Below are 15,755 nucleotides of genomic sequence, written 5' to 3' on the forward strand. Positions count from 1 at the left end.
GCGAGACTTGGGTAACCCTTTGCCCATGGCAGGGGCCGCCACGCGCGGACACCCGGGAGGACGGCATGACCCCGCAGCAACAGACCCTATGGATCCGACACCCCTGCGCCTGCAGCGATGCCCGCGCCGCCGGCGGCGTGGTGGTCCGGGACGACCGCATCGTCGAGGCGGTCCCCGCGGGCGCCACGCCCGCCACCCCGGTCGACGCCACCTTCGACGCCTCCCGGCACGTGCTGCTGCCGGGCCTGGTGAACACTCACCACCATTTCTACCAGACGCTGACTCGAGCCTATTCACCGGCGCTGAACAAGGCACTCTTCCCCTGGCTGACGACGCTCTACGAGGTCTGGGCGAACCTCGACGAGGAACAGCTGGCGGTGGCCAGCGAGCTGGCCATGGTCGAACTGCTGATGTCGGGCTGCACCACCGTGGCCGACCACCACTACGTGTTCTCCGGGGCGCTCGCGCACGCCATCGACGTCCAGGTGGAGACCGCCCGGCGACTCGGCGTGCGCGCCGCCCTGACCCGCGGCTCGATGAGCGTGGGCCGCGACGACGGCGGCCTGCCGCCGCAGTCGGTGGTCCAGGACGAGGCCACCATCCTCGACGAGAGCGCGCGGCTGATCGACGCCTATCACCAGCGCGGCGACGGCGCCATGACCACCATCGCCCTGGCGCCTTGCTCGCCGTTCTCGGTGAGCCGCGAGCTGATGCAGGACAGCGCCCGCCTGGCCGAAGAGAAGGATGTGCGCCTGCACACCCACCTCGCCGAGACCGAGGACGAGACGGCCTACTGCCAGCGACTGTTCGGCATGCGCCCGCTGGACTACCTGGAGGCCGTGGGCTGGCTCTCGGCGCGGACCTGGCTGGCCCACGGCATCCACTTCGACGACGCGGAAGTGGCCCGGCTCGGCGCCGCCGGCACCGGCATCGCCCACTGCCCGTCGTCGAACATGGTGCTGGGCTCGGGGCTGTGCCGCACCCTGGAGCTGGAGGCCGCTGGCTGCCCGGTGGGCCTGGCCGTGGACGGCTCCGCCTCCAATGATCACTCCAACCTCGCCGAGGAGATGCGCCAGGCGCTGCTGCTCGGCCGACTGCGCTACGCGCCGAGCCGGGTGACCCATGACGACGTGATCCGCTGGGCGACCCGGGGTTCCGCGGCGTGCCTCGGCCGCGACGACATCGGCGGCCTGGCGGCCGGCCAGCAGGCCGACCTGGCGCTGTTCCGCCTCGACGAGCCGCGCTTTTCCGGCGCCGAGAACCCCATCGCCGCCCTGCTGCTGTGTGGCGCCCACCGGGCCGACCGGGTCATGGTCGCCGGACAGTGGCGGGTGACCGAGGGCCAGCCGGAGGGCGTCGACCTCGACGCCCTGCTGGCCCGCCATGACCAGGCCGCCCGGGCGCTGAGGCGCACCCGCTAGGGCGGCAGGACCATCCCCCAGGTTTCCAACAACGACAACAGGAGAAACCACCCATGTCGACGACCGACACCACCACCGAGGCCGCCTCGCCGAAGGTGCGCTCCACCCACGACGTCAATGCCATGCCGCCGCTCGGCCGGGCCATCCCGCTGGGACTGCAGCACGTGCTGGCGATGTTCGTGGGCAACGTCACCGTGCCCATCATCATCGCCGGGGCCGCCGACCTGCCGGCGGACCAGACGGCCTTCATGATCCAGGCCGCGATGTTCGTGGCCGGGGTCGCCACCCTGGTGCAGTCCCTCGGCCTGGGGCCGATCGGGGCGCGCCTGCCCATCGTCATGGGCACCAGCTTCGGCTTCGTGCCGGTGCTGATTCCCATCGCCGTGGGCATGGGCCTGCCGGCGGCGCTGGGCGCGGCGCTGTGCGGCGGGATCGCCATGGCCCTGGTGGGGCTCTTCCTGCCCTGGGTGCGCTTCCTCTTCCCGCCGGTGGTCACCGGCACCTTCGTGATCATGCTCGGCACCCTGCTGATGCCGGTGGGCTTCGCCTATGCCGGCGGCGGCTTCGGCGCCGAGGACTTCGGCGCCACCCACAATCTGGTGCTGGCCGCGCTGGTGCTGATCGTCACCCTGGGTCTGCACCAGTTCGGCCGCGGCATCTGGTCGGAGACCGCCCCGCTGGTCGGCCTGGTGGTGGGCTACGGCTCGGCGGTGGCCTTCGGGCTGGTGAGCTTCGGCGAGATCGCCGCCGCCGACTGGGTCTCGCTGCCCATGCCGCTGACCATCGGCCTGGAGTTCCACCTGGCCGCCATCCTGCCGGTGGTGCTGCTGGCGGTGGTGACCTGCGCCGAGTCGATCGGCGACATCGTCGGTACCACGGCCGGCGGCCTGGACCGTGAGCCCACCGAGAAGGAACTCTCCGGCGGGGTGATGGCCGACGGCCTGGCCAGCGTCTTCGCCGCCATCTTCAACGCCTTCCCGCAGATCAGCTTCAGCCAGAACGTCGGCATGGTGGCCCTGACCGGCGTGGTCAGCCGCTTCGTGGTGGCCATCGGCGGCGTCTTCCTGCTGCTGGCCGGCCTGCTGCCCAAGCTCGGCGCGCTGGTCTCGAGCATCCCCAACGCGGTGCTGGGCGGGGCGGTGCTGATCATGTTCGGCATGATCGCCAGCGCCGGCATCAAGATGCTCTCCCACATCGACTTCAACAAGCGCAACATGGTGATCATCGGCGTCTCGCTGTCGGCGGCGGTGGGCCTGCCGGCCCAGGAAGGCCTCTATGCCGGGCTCGCCGAGAACGTCCAGGCGATCATCGAGTCCGGCCTGATCCCCGGAGCGCTGTGCGCCATCCTCCTCAACCTGGTGCTGCCCAAGCACGACCGGGCCTTCCGCGACGACGTCTGAGGCGTCTCACTCACTCGCCGACCGCCCCGCCCGGGGCGGTCAGAAGCCGGTGGCCAGGGCCTCGATCACCGCGAGGTCCTGGCCCCCCGGCACAGCCGCCGCCACTTGTCGAAGGTCCGGCAGGGGGCGCAGATGCCGGACGCCATCCACTACCCCCGGCAGGGCCGCGACAAGGCCCGCCACGCCTGCTATGGAAACCATTTCCGAAGACAAGACAGCTCGCCCGTGACACGGTATGCTGGGGCCTGGGAGTCATCGACGCGGGAGAGCAGGCAGTGAGTGAAGGCAAGCGCAGAACGGCGGGACGCCCGGCATCGGGAAAGAGCAGCGGTGGCCATAGCCAGTCCCTGGTGCGCGGCCTCAACCTGCTGGAACGCCTGGCGGGCAGCCCCGGCGGCCTGGCCCTGTCCGAGATCGCCGAGCAATCCGAGCTCGCCCCCTCGACCACCCACCGCCTGCTACAGGCCCTGCAGAGCCAGGGCTATGTCACCCAGGACACCGAGCTCGGCGTGTGGAAGATCGACGTCAAGACCTTCCGCATCGGCAACAGCTTCCTCGAGGCCCGGGACTTCGTCGGCACCAGCCGCCCCTTCCTGCGCCGGCTCACCGCGCTGACCGGGGAGACCGCCAACCTGGGCGTACGCGATGGCAGTACCGCGGTCTTCCTGGCCCAGAGCGAGTCGCCGCAGATGATGCGCATGATCACCCGGCTGGGCTCCCGGGCGCCGCTGCATGCCTCCGGCGTGGGCAAGGCCCTGATGGCCTGGCTGCCCGACGACGAGCTGGCACGGGTGCTCGAGGAACGCGGCCTGGCGCGGGTCACCACCAATACCCTGCACGATCCCGCGGCCCTGGATGCGAGCCTGGCCGAGATCCGTCGCCAGGGCTACGCCTGCGACCGCGAGGAACACGCCATCGGCCTGCACTGCGTGGCGGCCTGTATCCACGACGAGCATGGCGTCCCGCTGGCGGCGATCTCCGTCTCCGGCCCGGTGGCGCGGATCCCCGAGGCCCGCCTGATCGAGCTCGGCGAGCTGGTTCGCGAGACCGCCTGCGAGATCACCGCCCGCCTGGGCGGCCGCATCCCCCAGGCGGACGAACTGCCGGCCTGAGCCGGGCCTGACGCCCCGCGCGCCGGAGCCCTCGCGGGGCCCGGCCGGACGTCGGTTGCGCTGAGACCGACCTCCACCGCGACCGTGACACCCTACCGGATACCACGACTCGCCCTGGCCGGCTTCGCCAGCATGGCCTCGATGCGCCTCAGCGCAGCCGCTTCAACAATTCGCGGATCAGCTCGCGATGCTCGCCGTGCAGGTGGTAGGCCACATAAGCCTTGAGCTCGATCAACGGCGCCTCCTCGACGACGAACAGCCGCTCGCGGCGACACCAGGGCGCCACGATGTCCCGCGGCAGGTAGGCCGCCCCGCCGCACTCGAGCAGCAGGTTCAGGGCGATCCGCCCGCTGTTGACCCGTCCCCGGGCCAGCAGGCGCTGCGGGAAATGGCTCTCGTGGACGCTGGCGAAGGCCGTCCCCCACTCCACCCGGATGTAGCCCTCGCCGACCGCCCGTTCGGCGTCGATGCCGGGGTGAGTCGAGACCATCACCAGGGGGATGGTCGCCACCTCCTCGACGCCCACTCCACGCATCCGCGGCGTGTCGTAGAGGAAGCCCACATCGATCATGCTCTGCTCCAGCTTCTCGACCACCCGCAGCGGCGTGCTCTCCTCGGCGCGCACGCCCAGCGTCGGGTAGGCCCGGTAGATGCTCGTGAGCCAGTCCTGCAGGAAGATGTCCCAGAGGCTGGCGACCCCGGCCACCACCAGGCGCCGCTGGTGCCGTTCGCTGAGCGCGGTGTCTTCGAAGGCCCGCTCCCAGGCGCCGAGGATGAAGCGCGCATGGCGCTCCATGCGCTCCCCGGCCGGGGTCAGGTCGATGCGGTGATGGCCACGGGTGAACAGCGAAAGCCCGAGGTGCTCTTCCAGCTGGCGGATGCGCGCGCTGACGGTCGACGGTGACACGCAGAGGCTCTCCGCGGCCTTGCCGAAGTTACGCAGCCGGCCGACCTCGAGAAAGGTTTCCAGCAATTGGGTATCCATGGCAGTCACCTTCGATTTTTCTGTTCAAGAAGGCCAAAAAATTTTGTTTTCCAGGATAGCGGGTTTTCCCTAGGCTGGCTTCCCCACGCTCACCTCGAGGTTGTCATCCATGGCGTCCAGACTCTCGCGCAGCCTGCCCTTCCTGAGCTGGGGCCGGACCCTCGACCGCCGGATGCTCGGCGCCGACCTGATGGCCGGCCTCACCGGCGCCATCCTGGTGCTGCCCCAGGGGGTCGCCTATGCCTTCATCGCCGGCCTGCCGCCGGAAGTCGGCCTCTACTCCGCCATCGTCGCCGCCAGCGTGGCCGCGCTGTTCGGCAGTTCCTGGCACATGATCTCCGGCCCCACCGCCGCGCTGTCCATCGTGCTGGCCAGCGTGGTCGGCAGCCTGGGCGCGTTGACGCCCTCGGAATACCTCGCCGCCGCCCTGACCGTCACCCTGCTGGTCGGCGTCATCCAGCTGGCGATGGGGCTGCTGCGGCTGGGCAGCCTGGTGAGCTTCATCTCCCACACGGTGGTCATCGGCTTCACGACGGGGGCGGCGATCCTGATCGTCACCAGCCAGATGAAGCACCTGCTCGGCGTCTCCATCGACGGCCAGGGCTTCCTGATGGAGCTGGCGGCCCTGGTGCAGACGCTGCCCGAGACCAATCCCTACGCCCTGGCCATCGGCCTGATCTCGCTTGTGACCTCGGTGGTGACAAGACGGATCCATCGCCGCTCGCCGCACCTGCTGCTGGGCCTGGCCGCCGGCAGCCTGGCCTGCTGGCTGCTGGACGGCGAGGCCCACGGGGTCGCCCTGGTCGGCGCCCTGCCCGGCACCCTGCCACCGTTGTCGCTGCCCGAGCTGTCGCCGGACAGCCTGCGCACCCTGACCTCCGGCGCCTTCGCCATCGCCCTGCTGGGGCTGATCGAGGCGGTGTCGATCGCCCGCGCCATCGCCCTGCGCTCGGGCCAGGTGATCGACGGCAACCAGGAGTTCATCGGCCAGGGGCTGTCCAACATCGTCGGCGGCTTCTTCTCCTGCTACGCCAGTTCCGGCTCCTTCACCCGCTCCGGTGCCAACTACGACGCCGGCGCCCGCACCCCGCTGGCCTCGGTGTTCGCCGCCGCCCTGCTGGCGCTGATCCTGGTGCTGGCCCCGGGCATCACCGCCTACCTGCCGCTGCCCGCCATGGCAGGCGGCATCCTGCTGATCGCCTGGAACCTGATCGACGCTCACCATATCGCCCACCTGGTGCGCGCCAGCCGCCACGAGGCGATGATCCTGGCGGCGACCGTCGCCGCCACCCTGCTGGTCGCGCTGGAATTCGCCATCTACATCGGCGTGCTGCTGTCGCTGGTGCTCTACCTCAAGCGCACCTCGCGCCCGACCGTCATGGAGGTGGCGCCCCGCCAGGACCACCCGCGCCGACACATCCGCAACGTCGCGCGCTACGACCTCGCCCAGTGCCCCCAGCTGAAGATCCTGCGCATCGACGGCTCGCTGTTCTTCGGTGCCACCGACCACGTGCAGCGCCGCCTCAGGGCGCTCAGCGCCGCGCCGGGCACCCGAGTGCTGATCATCGGCAAGGGCATCAACTTCATCGACACCGCCGGCATCGAGATGCTGCTCCAGGAAGCCCGGCGCCTGCGCGACCAGGGCGGCGAGCTGATGATCAGCTCGCTCAAGGGCACGGTGCTGGACGAGTTGCGCCACCGCGGCGATCTGGCCCGCCTCGGCGAGCAGCGCGTCTTCGAGACGCCTGAGGCGGCGATCGGCGCCACCACTCCGAGCCTGGATCCGGAAATCTGCCGTAGCTGCCACAAGCGGATCTTCACCGAGTGCGGCCCGATGCCTCCGGAGGAAGACATCCTGGCGCGACAGGGGTAAGCCACGGGGCCTGCCCGAGCGAGACGAGCCCACGAGGGGCGCCGGGGACGGCTCGAGGTGGCGACACCCGCGCGAGAGGCTGAAGCCGGCGGCCACGGGAGGTACACTAGCGGCCGTCCACCAGCCGCCAGCCGAGGCCCGCGCATGAGTTCTCACCTGCTCTCCGTCGATTCCCTGTCCCGAGACGCTGTCGATCACCTGATGCGCGTGGCGGCGCGCATGGAGCCAATCGCTCAACGCCGCAAGGTCACCCGGGTACTGGAGGGGGCGGTGCTCGGCAACCTCTTCTTCGAGGCCAGCACCCGCACCCGGGTCAGCTTCCACGCGGCCTTCTGCCGGCTGGGCGGCAGCGTCTGCGACACCACCGGCTTCACCTTCTCGTCCATGGCCAAGGGCGAGTCGCTCTACGACACCAGCCGGGTGATGAGCGGCTACTGCGACGCCATCGTGATGCGCCACCCGGAGCAGGGCTCGGTGGCCGAGTTCGCCAAGGCCACCAACGTGCCGGTGATCAACGGCGGCGACGGCCCCGGCGAGCACCCCAGCCAGGCGCTGCTCGACCTCTACACCATCGACAAGGAATTCATCCGGCGCGGCAAGACGCTGGCCGGGGCCCATGTCCTGCTCACCGGCGACCTCAAGTACGGGCGCACCGTGCACTCGCTGATCAAGCTGCTGTCGCTCTATGCGCCGATGCGCCTGACCCTGGTCTCGCCGCCGGGCCTGGAGATGCCGCGCCACCTGATCGACCTGGTCGCCTCCCGCGGCCATCGCGTCGAGACCCGCGAGAGCCTGGCCAGCGACTTCGCCGATGTCGACGTGGTCTACACCACCCGCATCCAGAAGGAGCGCTTCACCGCCGAGATGAGCGAGGGCTTCAGCCTGTCCCGGGACTACACCGTGGACAAGGCCTTTCTCGACGGCCGCTGCAGCGACCACACCATCGTCATGCACCCCCTGCCGCGCGACAGCCGCGCCGACGCCAACGACCTCGACGTCGACCTCAACGGCGACCCGCGCCTGGCGATCTTCCGCCAGACCGACAACGGCATCCCGGTACGCATGGCGATCTTCGCCACCCTGCTGCAGGTGGAGGACCAGGTCGAACAGGACCTGCGCGACGTGCGCTGGTTCGTGCCGGCGACCGTCGGCGTGGACGACGCCCGGGACTGAGCGGCGCCAGAAGGGCGAGCCCGCAGGAAGGAGGGAATCGGGCCGGCGATCCGCCGGCCCGTTCCGTTCAGGGGAAGGGCGGGTTCAGGGACGCGGCGGCAGTCCCTCGGCCCGGGCCAGCCAGGCCTCGAGGATCAGCGCCGCGGCCAGGCCGTCGACGCCGTCGTCGCGGTAGTTGCCGCGGTGCCCGGCGTCCCGGGCGATGGCCTTGGCCTCGCGGGTGGAGCCGCGCTCGTCGGCCATCTCGCAGGGGATGCCGTAGCGGCCGAACAGCCGCTTGCCGAACTTGCGCGCCCGGGTGCTCATCACGCTCTCGCTGCCGTCCATGTTGAGCGGCAGGCCGACCACGAAGAGGTCCGGCCGCCACTCGTCCACCAGCCTCGCCACCCACTCCCAGTCGGGGATGCCGTCGCGGGCGGGGAGCGGCTCCAGGGCACGGGCGCTGCGGGTCAGTTCGTTGCCCACCGCCACGCCGATGCGCCGGGTACCGAAGTCGAAGCCCAGGATCAGGCGCTGGCCATTCATCGGCACCACTCCCCGACGCGGCACCCTGCCCGCGAACGCGCCGAGCGAAGCCCAGGCAAGGCGCCCGGCGACGAGCCAGCGGAGTCGACGCGGGGCTCAATGAGCATGGCGAGTCGCCGGGCAACGCCGCATGGGCGAGCGCAGGCCGTTCCCGACATGTCAGCTATGTCCTGCCTCGCGGGTCATCAGGTTCAGGTCGATCCCCAGCAGGTTGGCGCTGGCGCCCAGGCGCTGCTCCGGCGGCACGTCGAAGAGGATGTCGGGACGCCCCTCCACGGTCAGCCAGGCGTTGTCCTTGAGCTCGGTCTCGAGCTGGCCGGACTCCCAGCCGGCGCAGCCGAGACAGACCAGGAACCGCTCGGGGCCGCGCCCGGCGGCCAGCGCCTGGAGGATGTCCAGGGAGGTGGTCAGGGCGATGTCATCGGCCACCTGGAGGCTGGAGTCCCAGGCCTCGCTGTCGCCGCGGTGGAGGATGAAGCCGCGGTCCTTGTGCACCGGGCCGCCGTAGTAGACGGGCGCGTTGAGGTGCGGACTGCCAGCGCTCTCCAGCTCGAGCTGCTCGAACAGGGCGTCCAGGGTCAGCTCCAGGGGCCGATTGACGATCACGCCCATGGTGCCGTTGTCGTCGTGGTCGCAGAGATAGCTGAGGGTGCCGGCGAAATTGGGGTCTTCCAGGTGCGGCATCGCCATCAGGAAGTGGTTTTTCAAGCTTTGCATGGGACTCCCCGGCGGAGCTAGTGCACGCCGTAGTGGTGGCCTTCGCCGAACCGCCAGACACGGGTGATGGACAGGCTGTCCAGGTCGCCCATGCCCGCATCGAAGGGACGATAGGGCGCGGCGCCATGGACGGTATCCAGCGCCGCCTGGTCGAGCTCGGCATGTCCCGAGGATTGTATCACCTCTGCCCGGCGAACCTGACCGTCACGACCGATCACCACGCGAATCCGCAGCTGGCCGTCGAGTTCGCGGGGGGCGGGGTGCACGCGGTTGCCGTAGTCCTCCACCCGCCGGGTCCAATCGTCGATGTAGCGGGCCTCGGCGGCCTGCTGGGCGGCCGGTCGCGGCCGACCGGCGGCGTCCCCGGCATGGTCGGCGGACAGGCCCTGCTCGCGGATGCTGGAGGTCGCCTGGGCCAGCAGGTCGCGGCCAGAGGCGGAGGGCGCCGTGGCCGACGGCGTGGCGGGGGTCTCGGCGGGCCGGGGGGCACTCTCCCGCGGGTCGGGGGTGACCCGGTCCTCGCTGGGCCGCTCGGCGGCGGGAGGCGCGGTCTCCTCGGGAGCCGCCTGGTCGGCCTGACGGCTCGGGGTCTCGGCCTCGGCCGGGGTGGCGGGATCCACGGCCCGTTCCGCCGCCTGGCGGTCGGGCAGGGTCTCCATCGGCGCGGCCCGGGCCTCCGCCGGGGGCGACTCCGCGACCTCGCCGGCGGCCCGCTGGGCGGCCTCGGCCAGCGCCTCGGCCGCCACCGGGGCGTCGGTGGCGCGGCTCACCAGCACCACGTCGAGGCTGGTGCGCTCCGGCGGCGACGGCGCGAACTGGCGGCTCGCCACCACGCCGATGATCGCCAGGTGCAGCAGCAGCGACACCGACACCGCCAGCCAGCGCCGGTGGGGGCGGGTGACCGGCGCATAGCGGATGGGGTCGCTGACGGGCGCTGCCATGGCGGCTTGCCTCCGGTCAGCCCCGAGCGCGCTCGGCGAGGCGATGTTCGACGGCATTCATCAACAGCCCGGCGATATCGGTGTCGCGCTGGTCGTCGATCTCGCGTACGCAGGTGGGGCTGGTGACGTTGATCTCGGTGATGTAGTCGCCGATGACGTCGAGGCCGACGAACATCAGGCCCTTCTCGCGGATCATCGGCTGTACCTGCTCGATCAGCCAGTGGTCGCGGTCGGTCAGCTCGCGGCTGACCCCCTGGCCGCCGGCCGCCAGGTTGCCGCGGGTCTCGCCGGCCATGGGCACCCGGGCCAGGCCATAGGGCACCGGCTCGCCGTCCACCAGCAGGATGCGGGTGTCGCCGGCCTTGATCTCCGGCAGGTAGCGCTGGGCCATGATCTGCCGGCTGCCCCGCTCGGTGAGGGTCTCGATGATCGCCCCCAGGTTGCGGCCGTCGGGGAGGACGTGGAAGATGCCGCTGCCGCCCATGCCGTCCAGCGGCTTGAGGATGACGTCGCCATGCTCGGCGTGGAAGGCCCGCAGCTCGGCCTCTCGGCAGGAGACCAGGGTCGGGGCACAGCACTGGGGGAACTGCTGGGCGAAGAGCTTCTCGTTGCACTCCAGCAGCGCGCGGGTCGGATTGACCACCAGCACGCCCTCGCGCTCGGCGAAGCCCAGCAGGTGCACGGCATTCAGGAAGTGACCGTCCACCGGCGGGTCCTTGCGCATCAGGATGACGTCGAGCTCGGCCAGCGGGCGCGGCGTGGCCTCGCCCAGCGCGAACCAGCGCTCGGGGTCGCGGAACACCTCCAGTGCGCTGAGGCGGGCATGGGCCCGGCCATCGCGCAGGAAGAGATCCTCCAGCTCCATGTAGTACAGCGACCAGCCCCGATCCTGGGCGGCCCACAGCATGGCCAGGCTGGAGTCCTTCTTGTAGCTGAGGTCGGCGATGGGGTCCATCACCACACCGACCCTGAGGGGGCGTTCGCTCATCGGTCTACTCGTCTGCGCCGGGCATGCTCGGCAAGGAATGGAGGCCTGCAGTATGCCGCAGGGCCGCAGCGGACTCCAAGGCGATCGGCCCTGCGGGCATCAGCATGGCGAGAAGCACCGGGGACATGTCGAAGAGGGGGCCACAGCGCCCCCTCGCCGGTCTGTCGCCGGACAAGCTCCGGTTCGAAGATGCTGCTCAGCCCTGGTCGCCACCGGGGGCGAAGCGGATGCCGCCGGCCTCGATGGTGATCACGCGCTGCTTGTAGAGCCGGCCGATGGCCTGCTTGAAGGCGTTCTTGCTGACCCCGAGGCGGGCCTTGATCTCGGCGGCCGGGCTGGCGTCGGAGAGCGGCAGGTAGCCGCCGCTCTCGCGCAGCGCCTTGAGCACCGCCTCGCCCACCACGTCGAGGCGCGCCGGCCCCGGCGGCAGCAGCGACAGGTCCAGCCGGCCGTCCTCGCGCACCCGCTTCACGTGGCCTTTCAGGCGCTGGCCGCGGCGCAGCGGCCGAGTCACGTCGTCGCGGTAGAGCAGCCCCCAGAAGCGGCCGTCCACCACCGCCTTGTAGCCCAGGTCGGTCTGCTCGGCGATGACCAGCTCCACGGCGGTGCCGGCGGCGAGCCCCTCGGCATGATCGGACAGGTAGCGGTCGAGCCGCTGGGAGGCAAAGGGCCGGCCACGGTCGTCCTCGCGGATCATCACCAGCACCCGCTTGCCCACCGTGGGGCGGAAGCGCTGCTCGCCGTAGGGCAGCAGCAGGTCCCGGGCGTGGCCCCAGTCGAGGAAGGCGCCGGTGTCGTTGACCGTCACCACCGGCAGGTAGGCGACCTCGCCGATGCGCGCCTTGGGCTCACGGGCGCGGCGCATGGGTTCCCGGCGGGGCGTGCCGGCGCGGCGATCACGGAAGTCGGACATAGGGGGCGGGTCCCGGAGAGAGTGTCCCGCCATTATGGGCGCGGGCCCTGGGCGGGAAAAGCGGATCAGAGGGGATTTCCAAATGTGACGAGCGACGGCCAGGCAAGGCGAAATCAGCCGAAAAAGCGGAGTTTACGAATTGTAAATGAGCATTTTGAGGCTAATTTCAACGCAGCATGGTCGAGCGCAGTCGTTTGTAAACACCCTCTCAGAGGTCGCCGAAACGATACTGCAGCAGGCTCAGCGCGACCACCGGGGCGGTCTCGGTACGCAGGATGCGCGGGCCGAGGGAGAGGGCCGCGAAGCCGGTGGCGCCGGCGGCCTCCACCTCGGCCGGGGAAAGGCCGCCCTCGGGGCCGATCAGCAGCGCCGCCGAGGCGGTCGCCGCCTGGCGATCGAGCACGCCGGGGGTGCCGGGGTGCAGCACCAGGCGCAGCGCCTCGTCGCGCCCGGCCAGCCAGTCGGCGAGGGCCATGGGCGGGTGCACCGGCGGGACGGTGGCCCGGCCGCACTGCTCGCAGGCGCTGGTGGCCACCGCCTGCCAGTGGGCGAGCTTCCTCGCCTCACGCTCGCCCTTGAGGCGCACGTCGCCGTGCTCGGTATGGAGCGGGGTGATCTCGGCCACGCCCAGTTCCACGGCCTTCTGGATGGCGTAATCCATGCGATCGCCCTTGGAGATCGCCTGGCCGAGGTGCACCGCCAGCGGCGACTCGCCGCGGCCGGCGTGGAGCGCCTCGACCCGGGCCACCACCCGCTTGCGGCCGGCCTCGACCAGCACCGCCTCGGCCTCCACGCCGGCGCCGTCGAACAGCACCAGGGGCGCGCCCTCGCCCAGGCGCAGCACCCGCGCGACGTGGCGGGCGGCGCCTTCCGGCAGGACGACGTCGCCGCCGGCGTCAAGCGCGGCGGCGACGTAAATGCGTGGAGCCTTCATGGGCGGGCGCTTACTGGGTGGCCTGCTCGCCCTGCTGCTGGGCCTCGCGCTGCTTCTTCTGGGCGTAGATCGCCTCGAAGTTCACCGGCGCCAGCATCAGCGGCGGGAAGCCGCCACGGTTGACCAGGTTGTCGATGCACTCGCGGGCATAGGGGAACAGCACGTTGGGGCAGAAGGCGCCCAGGGTGTGGTCCAGCTGCGCGCCCTCGATGCCGCCGATGCGGAACAGGCCGGCCTGCTCGATCTCGGCCAGGAAGGAGGTGGTGCCTTCCTCGCTGTGGGTCACCTGGGCGGTGACCTTGATCACCACCTCGTAGAGCTCCTCGCCGACCTTCTGGTGAGTGGTGTTCAGGTCCAGGCCGACCTTCGGCTTGAACGGCTGCTGGAACACCGCGGGGGAGTTCGGCGCCTCGAAGGAGAGGTCCTTGACATAGATGCGCTGCAGGGCGAACTGCACCTGGGGCTTGTCCTGCTGGCCGGCGGCCTGGCCGTTGGCGCCGCCGCTCTGGTTGTTGTCTTCCGCCATGGGAAAGGGTCCTTTGGGTCGATGATGAGAAAGTGGAGGCCGCGGTTACTTCTTGACCACCGGCAGGCTGTCGGCCTGCCACTGGGTCATGCCGCCCCGGAGCTTGAAGACGCGCTCGAAGCCGGCCTTGGTCAGCTTGGCCAGGGCGGCGCCGGAACTCTGGCCGTGCTTGCAGACCACGATGATCGGCTTGCTCTTGAACTTGTCGAGTTCGCGCATGCGCTCGTCGAGCCGGCTCTGGGGTATGTTGCGGGCGCCGGCGATATGGCCGGCCTTGAAGTCGCCGGACTCGCGGATATCGAGCACCACGGCATCCTCGCGATTGACCAGCTGGGTGGCCTCGCTGGCGGACACGCCGCTGGCGGTGCTGTTGCGGACCTCGTAGAGGATCCAGGCAACCAGCACCAGCAGGAAGGCGCCCACCAGCAGCGGATGGTTCTGCACGAATTCGAACAGCTGATCGATCATGGCTTGGGGTAACTCTTTTTCGGGTGCACGGTGAACGGGGCCGGCGACCGCCGACGGGCGGCCAGTATACATGAAGCCCACGGCCTTCGCGGACGGCCAAAATGACGCCCGGTGGGGCCGTGCGATATGATGCCGCAAGCTGATGCAAGTCGCGACCCCGTGACGGCCGTCGCGCCGTCGCGCCCAACAAGAGGCCCTTACCCCATGACCGACGCTTCGACCCCGACGCCCCGCCCGGTGGCACTGATCATCCTCGATGGCTACGGCTACAACCCCGACGCCACCGACAACGCGATCCTGGCGGCCCGGACCCCGGTGATGGACCGGCTGTGGGAGCAGCAGCCCCACGCCCTGGTGCATACCGATGGGCGTTACGTGGGCCTGCCCGACGGCCAGATGGGCAACTCGGAGGTCGGTCACATGAACCTCGGCGCCGGGCGCATCGTCTACCAGGACTTCACCCGCATCACCAAGGCCATCGAGGACGGCGACCTGGAGCGCAACGCGATCCTCACCGACGCCCTCGATGCCGCCGCCAGCGCCGACAAGGCCGTGCACCTGATGGGCCTGCTGTCGCCGGGCGGCGTGCACAGCCACGAGGACCATATCCTGGCCATGGCCGAGCTGGCCGCCCGCCGCGGCGCCCGGCGCATCTATGTGCATGGCTTCCTCGACGGCCGCGACACCGCGCCCAAGAGCGCCCTGGCCTCCCTGGAGCGCACCAACGCCCGCCTCGCCGAGCTGGTCGGCGAGGGCAACGGCTGCGTGGCCTCGATCATCGGCCGCTACTATGCCATGGACCGCGACAACCGCTGGGACCGGGTGGAGAAGGCCTACCGGCTGATCACCGAGGGCGAGGGCGAGTACACCGCCGGCAGCGCCGAGCAGGGCCTGCAGGAGGCCTATGCCCGTGACGAGACCGACGAGTTCGTCGGCGCCACCGCGGTGACCGTCGACGGCCGGCCGGTGGCGGTCGAGGACGGCGACGCGGTGCTGTTCATGAACTTCCGCGCCGACCGCGCCCGGGAACTGACCCGCGCCTTCGTCGAGGACGACTTCGCCGGCTTCGCGCGTCGGGCACGGCCGCGGCTCGCCGGCGGCAGCCTGGTGACCATGACCCAGTACGCCGCCGACATCCCCGCGCCGGCCGCCTTCCCGCCGGCCGACCTGCCCAACACCCTGGGCGAGGTAATGGAGCAGCGCGGCCTCACCCAGCTGCGCATCGCCGAGACCGAGAAGTACGCCCACGTGACCTTCTTCTTCTCCGGTGGTCGCGAGGCGGAGTACCGGGGCGAGACCCGCATCCTGGTGCCCTCGCCCCAGGACGTGAAGACCTACGACGAGAAGCCCGAGATGAGCGCCGTGGAGGTCACCGACCGCCTGGTGGAGGCCATCGCGTCCGGCGCCCACGACCTGATCGTCTGCAACTACGCCAACGGCGACATGGTCGGCCATACCGGCGACTTCGCTGCCGCCGTGGCGGCCATCGAGGCCGTGGACGCCTGCGTCGGCCGCGTCGTCGAGGCCATCGAGACGGCCGGCGGCGCCTGCCTGATCACCGCCGATCACGGCAACGCCGAGCAGATGGTCCATCCCGAGACCGGTGCCGCCCAGACCGCCCACACCACCTTCGACGTGCCGCTGATCTATGTCGGGCCCCGCCCCGTCCGGCTGCACGACGACGGCCGGCTGTGCGATCTCGCCCCCACCCTGCTGACCCTGATGAACCAGCCGGTCCCCGAGGAGATGACGGGCCGGGTGCTGCTCGACGACGCGTGA

Annotated in this window: 15 protein-coding genes; 6 read left to right on the top strand and 9 right to left on the bottom strand. The window is 70.6% G+C overall.

Annotation, left to right across the window (positions count from 1 at the left end; genetic code table 11):
- Positions 1–65: 65 nt before the first annotated feature.
- From FHR97_RS07005 to FHR97_RS07015, 3 genes are all read left to right on the top strand, one after another.
- Positions 66–1,421 (top strand): 8-oxoguanine deaminase, encoded by a 1,356-nt coding sequence (locus FHR97_RS07005; RefSeq protein WP_183383057.1) that lies wholly within the window; start codon positions 66–68, stop codon positions 1,419–1,421.
- Positions 1,422–1,474: 53 nt separating this feature from the next.
- Positions 1,475–2,821, top strand: coding sequence for a uracil-xanthine permease family protein (locus FHR97_RS07010; RefSeq protein ID WP_183383058.1), 1,347 nt, complete (start codon positions 1,475–1,477; stop codon positions 2,819–2,821).
- A 275-nt stretch (positions 2,822–3,096) separates the two neighbouring features.
- Complete coding sequence (locus tag FHR97_RS07015; RefSeq protein ID WP_183383059.1) at positions 3,097–3,933, top strand: IclR family transcriptional regulator domain-containing protein; 837 nt, start codon at positions 3,097–3,099, stop codon at positions 3,931–3,933.
- 148 nt (positions 3,934–4,081) lie between these two features.
- Here the strand turns inward: FHR97_RS07015 and FHR97_RS07020 are convergent, their stop codons facing one another.
- Entirely contained in the window at positions 4,082–4,918 is an 837-nt protein-coding gene (locus FHR97_RS07020; RefSeq protein ID WP_183383060.1) for a LysR family transcriptional regulator, read from the bottom strand.
- Between the two features lie 109 nt (positions 4,919–5,027).
- Between FHR97_RS07020 and FHR97_RS07025 the strand changes: the two genes are divergently transcribed.
- Positions 5,028–6,791, top strand: a complete 1,764-nt coding sequence (locus tag FHR97_RS07025; RefSeq protein WP_183383061.1) for a SulP family inorganic anion transporter — start codon at positions 5,028–5,030, stop codon at positions 6,789–6,791.
- Positions 6,792–6,935: 144 nt separating this feature from the next.
- Positions 6,936–7,964, top strand: coding sequence for an aspartate carbamoyltransferase (locus FHR97_RS07030; protein WP_183383062.1), 1,029 nt, complete (start codon positions 6,936–6,938; stop codon positions 7,962–7,964).
- An 84-nt stretch (positions 7,965–8,048) separates the two neighbouring features.
- Here the strand turns inward: FHR97_RS07030 and ruvX are convergent, their stop codons facing one another.
- The 8 genes from ruvX to FHR97_RS07070 all read right to left on the bottom strand — a co-directional run bounded on the left by ruvX (position 8,049) and on the right by FHR97_RS07070 (position 13,976).
- On the bottom strand, positions 8,049–8,489 hold the full coding sequence (ruvX, locus tag FHR97_RS07035) for a Holliday junction resolvase RuvX (RefSeq protein ID WP_221187716.1): 441 nt from the start codon (positions 8,487–8,489) through the stop codon (positions 8,049–8,051).
- A gap of 159 nt (positions 8,490–8,648) precedes the next feature.
- On the bottom strand, positions 8,649–9,206 hold the full coding sequence (locus FHR97_RS07040) for a YqgE/AlgH family protein (protein ID WP_183383063.1): 558 nt from the start codon (positions 9,204–9,206) through the stop codon (positions 8,649–8,651).
- A gap of 17 nt (positions 9,207–9,223) precedes the next feature.
- Positions 9,224–10,147, bottom strand: a complete 924-nt coding sequence (locus FHR97_RS07045) for a TonB family protein (RefSeq protein ID WP_183383064.1) — start codon at positions 10,145–10,147, stop codon at positions 9,224–9,226.
- Between the two features lie 16 nt (positions 10,148–10,163).
- Positions 10,164–11,135 carry a glutathione synthase gene (gene gshB, locus FHR97_RS07050; RefSeq protein ID WP_183383065.1) on the bottom strand — a complete coding sequence of 324 codons (972 nt, stop codon included), beginning with the start codon at positions 11,133–11,135 and terminating at the stop codon, positions 10,164–10,166.
- Positions 11,136–11,331: 196 nt separating this feature from the next.
- Positions 11,332–12,048 (bottom strand): CvfB family protein, encoded by a 717-nt coding sequence (locus FHR97_RS07055; RefSeq protein WP_425486071.1) that lies wholly within the window; start codon positions 12,046–12,048, stop codon positions 11,332–11,334.
- 208 nt (positions 12,049–12,256) lie between these two features.
- On the bottom strand, positions 12,257–12,982 hold the full coding sequence (locus FHR97_RS07060; protein WP_183383066.1) for a 16S rRNA (uracil(1498)-N(3))-methyltransferase: 726 nt from the start codon (positions 12,980–12,982) through the stop codon (positions 12,257–12,259).
- A gap of 10 nt (positions 12,983–12,992) precedes the next feature.
- Positions 12,993–13,508, bottom strand: a complete 516-nt coding sequence (secB, locus tag FHR97_RS07065; protein ID WP_183383067.1) for a protein-export chaperone SecB — start codon at positions 13,506–13,508, stop codon at positions 12,993–12,995.
- A 45-nt stretch (positions 13,509–13,553) separates the two neighbouring features.
- Complete coding sequence (locus FHR97_RS07070; protein WP_183383068.1) at positions 13,554–13,976, bottom strand: rhodanese-like domain-containing protein; 423 nt, start codon at positions 13,974–13,976, stop codon at positions 13,554–13,556.
- 204 nt (positions 13,977–14,180) lie between these two features.
- Between FHR97_RS07070 and gpmI the strand changes: the two genes are divergently transcribed.
- Complete coding sequence (gene gpmI / locus FHR97_RS07075; protein ID WP_183383069.1) at positions 14,181–15,755, top strand: 2,3-bisphosphoglycerate-independent phosphoglycerate mutase; 1,575 nt, start codon at positions 14,181–14,183, stop codon at positions 15,753–15,755.

Source organism: Halomonas stenophila, from assembly GCF_014192275.1.
Taxonomy (GTDB): domain Bacteria; phylum Pseudomonadota; class Gammaproteobacteria; order Pseudomonadales; family Halomonadaceae; genus Halomonas; species Halomonas stenophila.

Excerpts from the sequence above, each read along its gene's own strand:
- FHR97_RS07005 (WP_183383057.1), top strand. The coding sequence starts at position 66 with ATGACCCCGCAGCAACAGACCCTATGGATCCGACACCCCTGCGCCTGC.
- FHR97_RS07010 (WP_183383058.1), top strand. The coding sequence starts at position 1,475 with ATGTCGACGACCGACACCACCACCGAGGCCGCCTCGCCGAAGGTGCGC.
- FHR97_RS07020 (WP_183383060.1), bottom strand. The coding sequence starts at position 4,918 with ATGGATACCCAATTGCTGGAAACCTTTCTCGAGGTCGGCCGGCTGCGT.
- FHR97_RS07025 (WP_183383061.1), top strand. The coding sequence starts at position 5,028 with ATGGCGTCCAGACTCTCGCGCAGCCTGCCCTTCCTGAGCTGGGGCCGG.
- FHR97_RS07030 (WP_183383062.1), top strand. The coding sequence starts at position 6,936 with ATGAGTTCTCACCTGCTCTCCGTCGATTCCCTGTCCCGAGACGCTGTC.
- ruvX (WP_221187716.1), bottom strand. The coding sequence starts at position 8,489 with ATGAATGGCCAGCGCCTGATCCTGGGCTTCGACTTCGGTACCCGGCGC.
- FHR97_RS07040 (WP_183383063.1), bottom strand. The coding sequence starts at position 9,206 with ATGCAAAGCTTGAAAAACCACTTCCTGATGGCGATGCCGCACCTGGAA.
- FHR97_RS07045 (WP_183383064.1), bottom strand. The coding sequence starts at position 10,147 with ATGGCAGCGCCCGTCAGCGACCCCATCCGCTATGCGCCGGTCACCCGC.
- gshB (WP_183383065.1), bottom strand. The coding sequence starts at position 11,135 with ATGAGCGAACGCCCCCTCAGGGTCGGTGTGGTGATGGACCCCATCGCC.
- FHR97_RS07055 (WP_425486071.1), bottom strand. The coding sequence starts at position 12,048 with ATGTCCGACTTCCGTGATCGCCGCGCCGGCACGCCCCGCCGGGAACCC.
- FHR97_RS07060 (WP_183383066.1), bottom strand. The coding sequence starts at position 12,982 with ATGAAGGCTCCACGCATTTACGTCGCCGCCGCGCTTGACGCCGGCGGC.
- secB (WP_183383067.1), bottom strand. The coding sequence starts at position 13,508 with ATGGCGGAAGACAACAACCAGAGCGGCGGCGCCAACGGCCAGGCCGCC.
- FHR97_RS07070 (WP_183383068.1), bottom strand. The coding sequence starts at position 13,976 with ATGATCGATCAGCTGTTCGAATTCGTGCAGAACCATCCGCTGCTGGTG.
- gpmI (WP_183383069.1), top strand. The coding sequence starts at position 14,181 with ATGACCGACGCTTCGACCCCGACGCCCCGCCCGGTGGCACTGATCATC.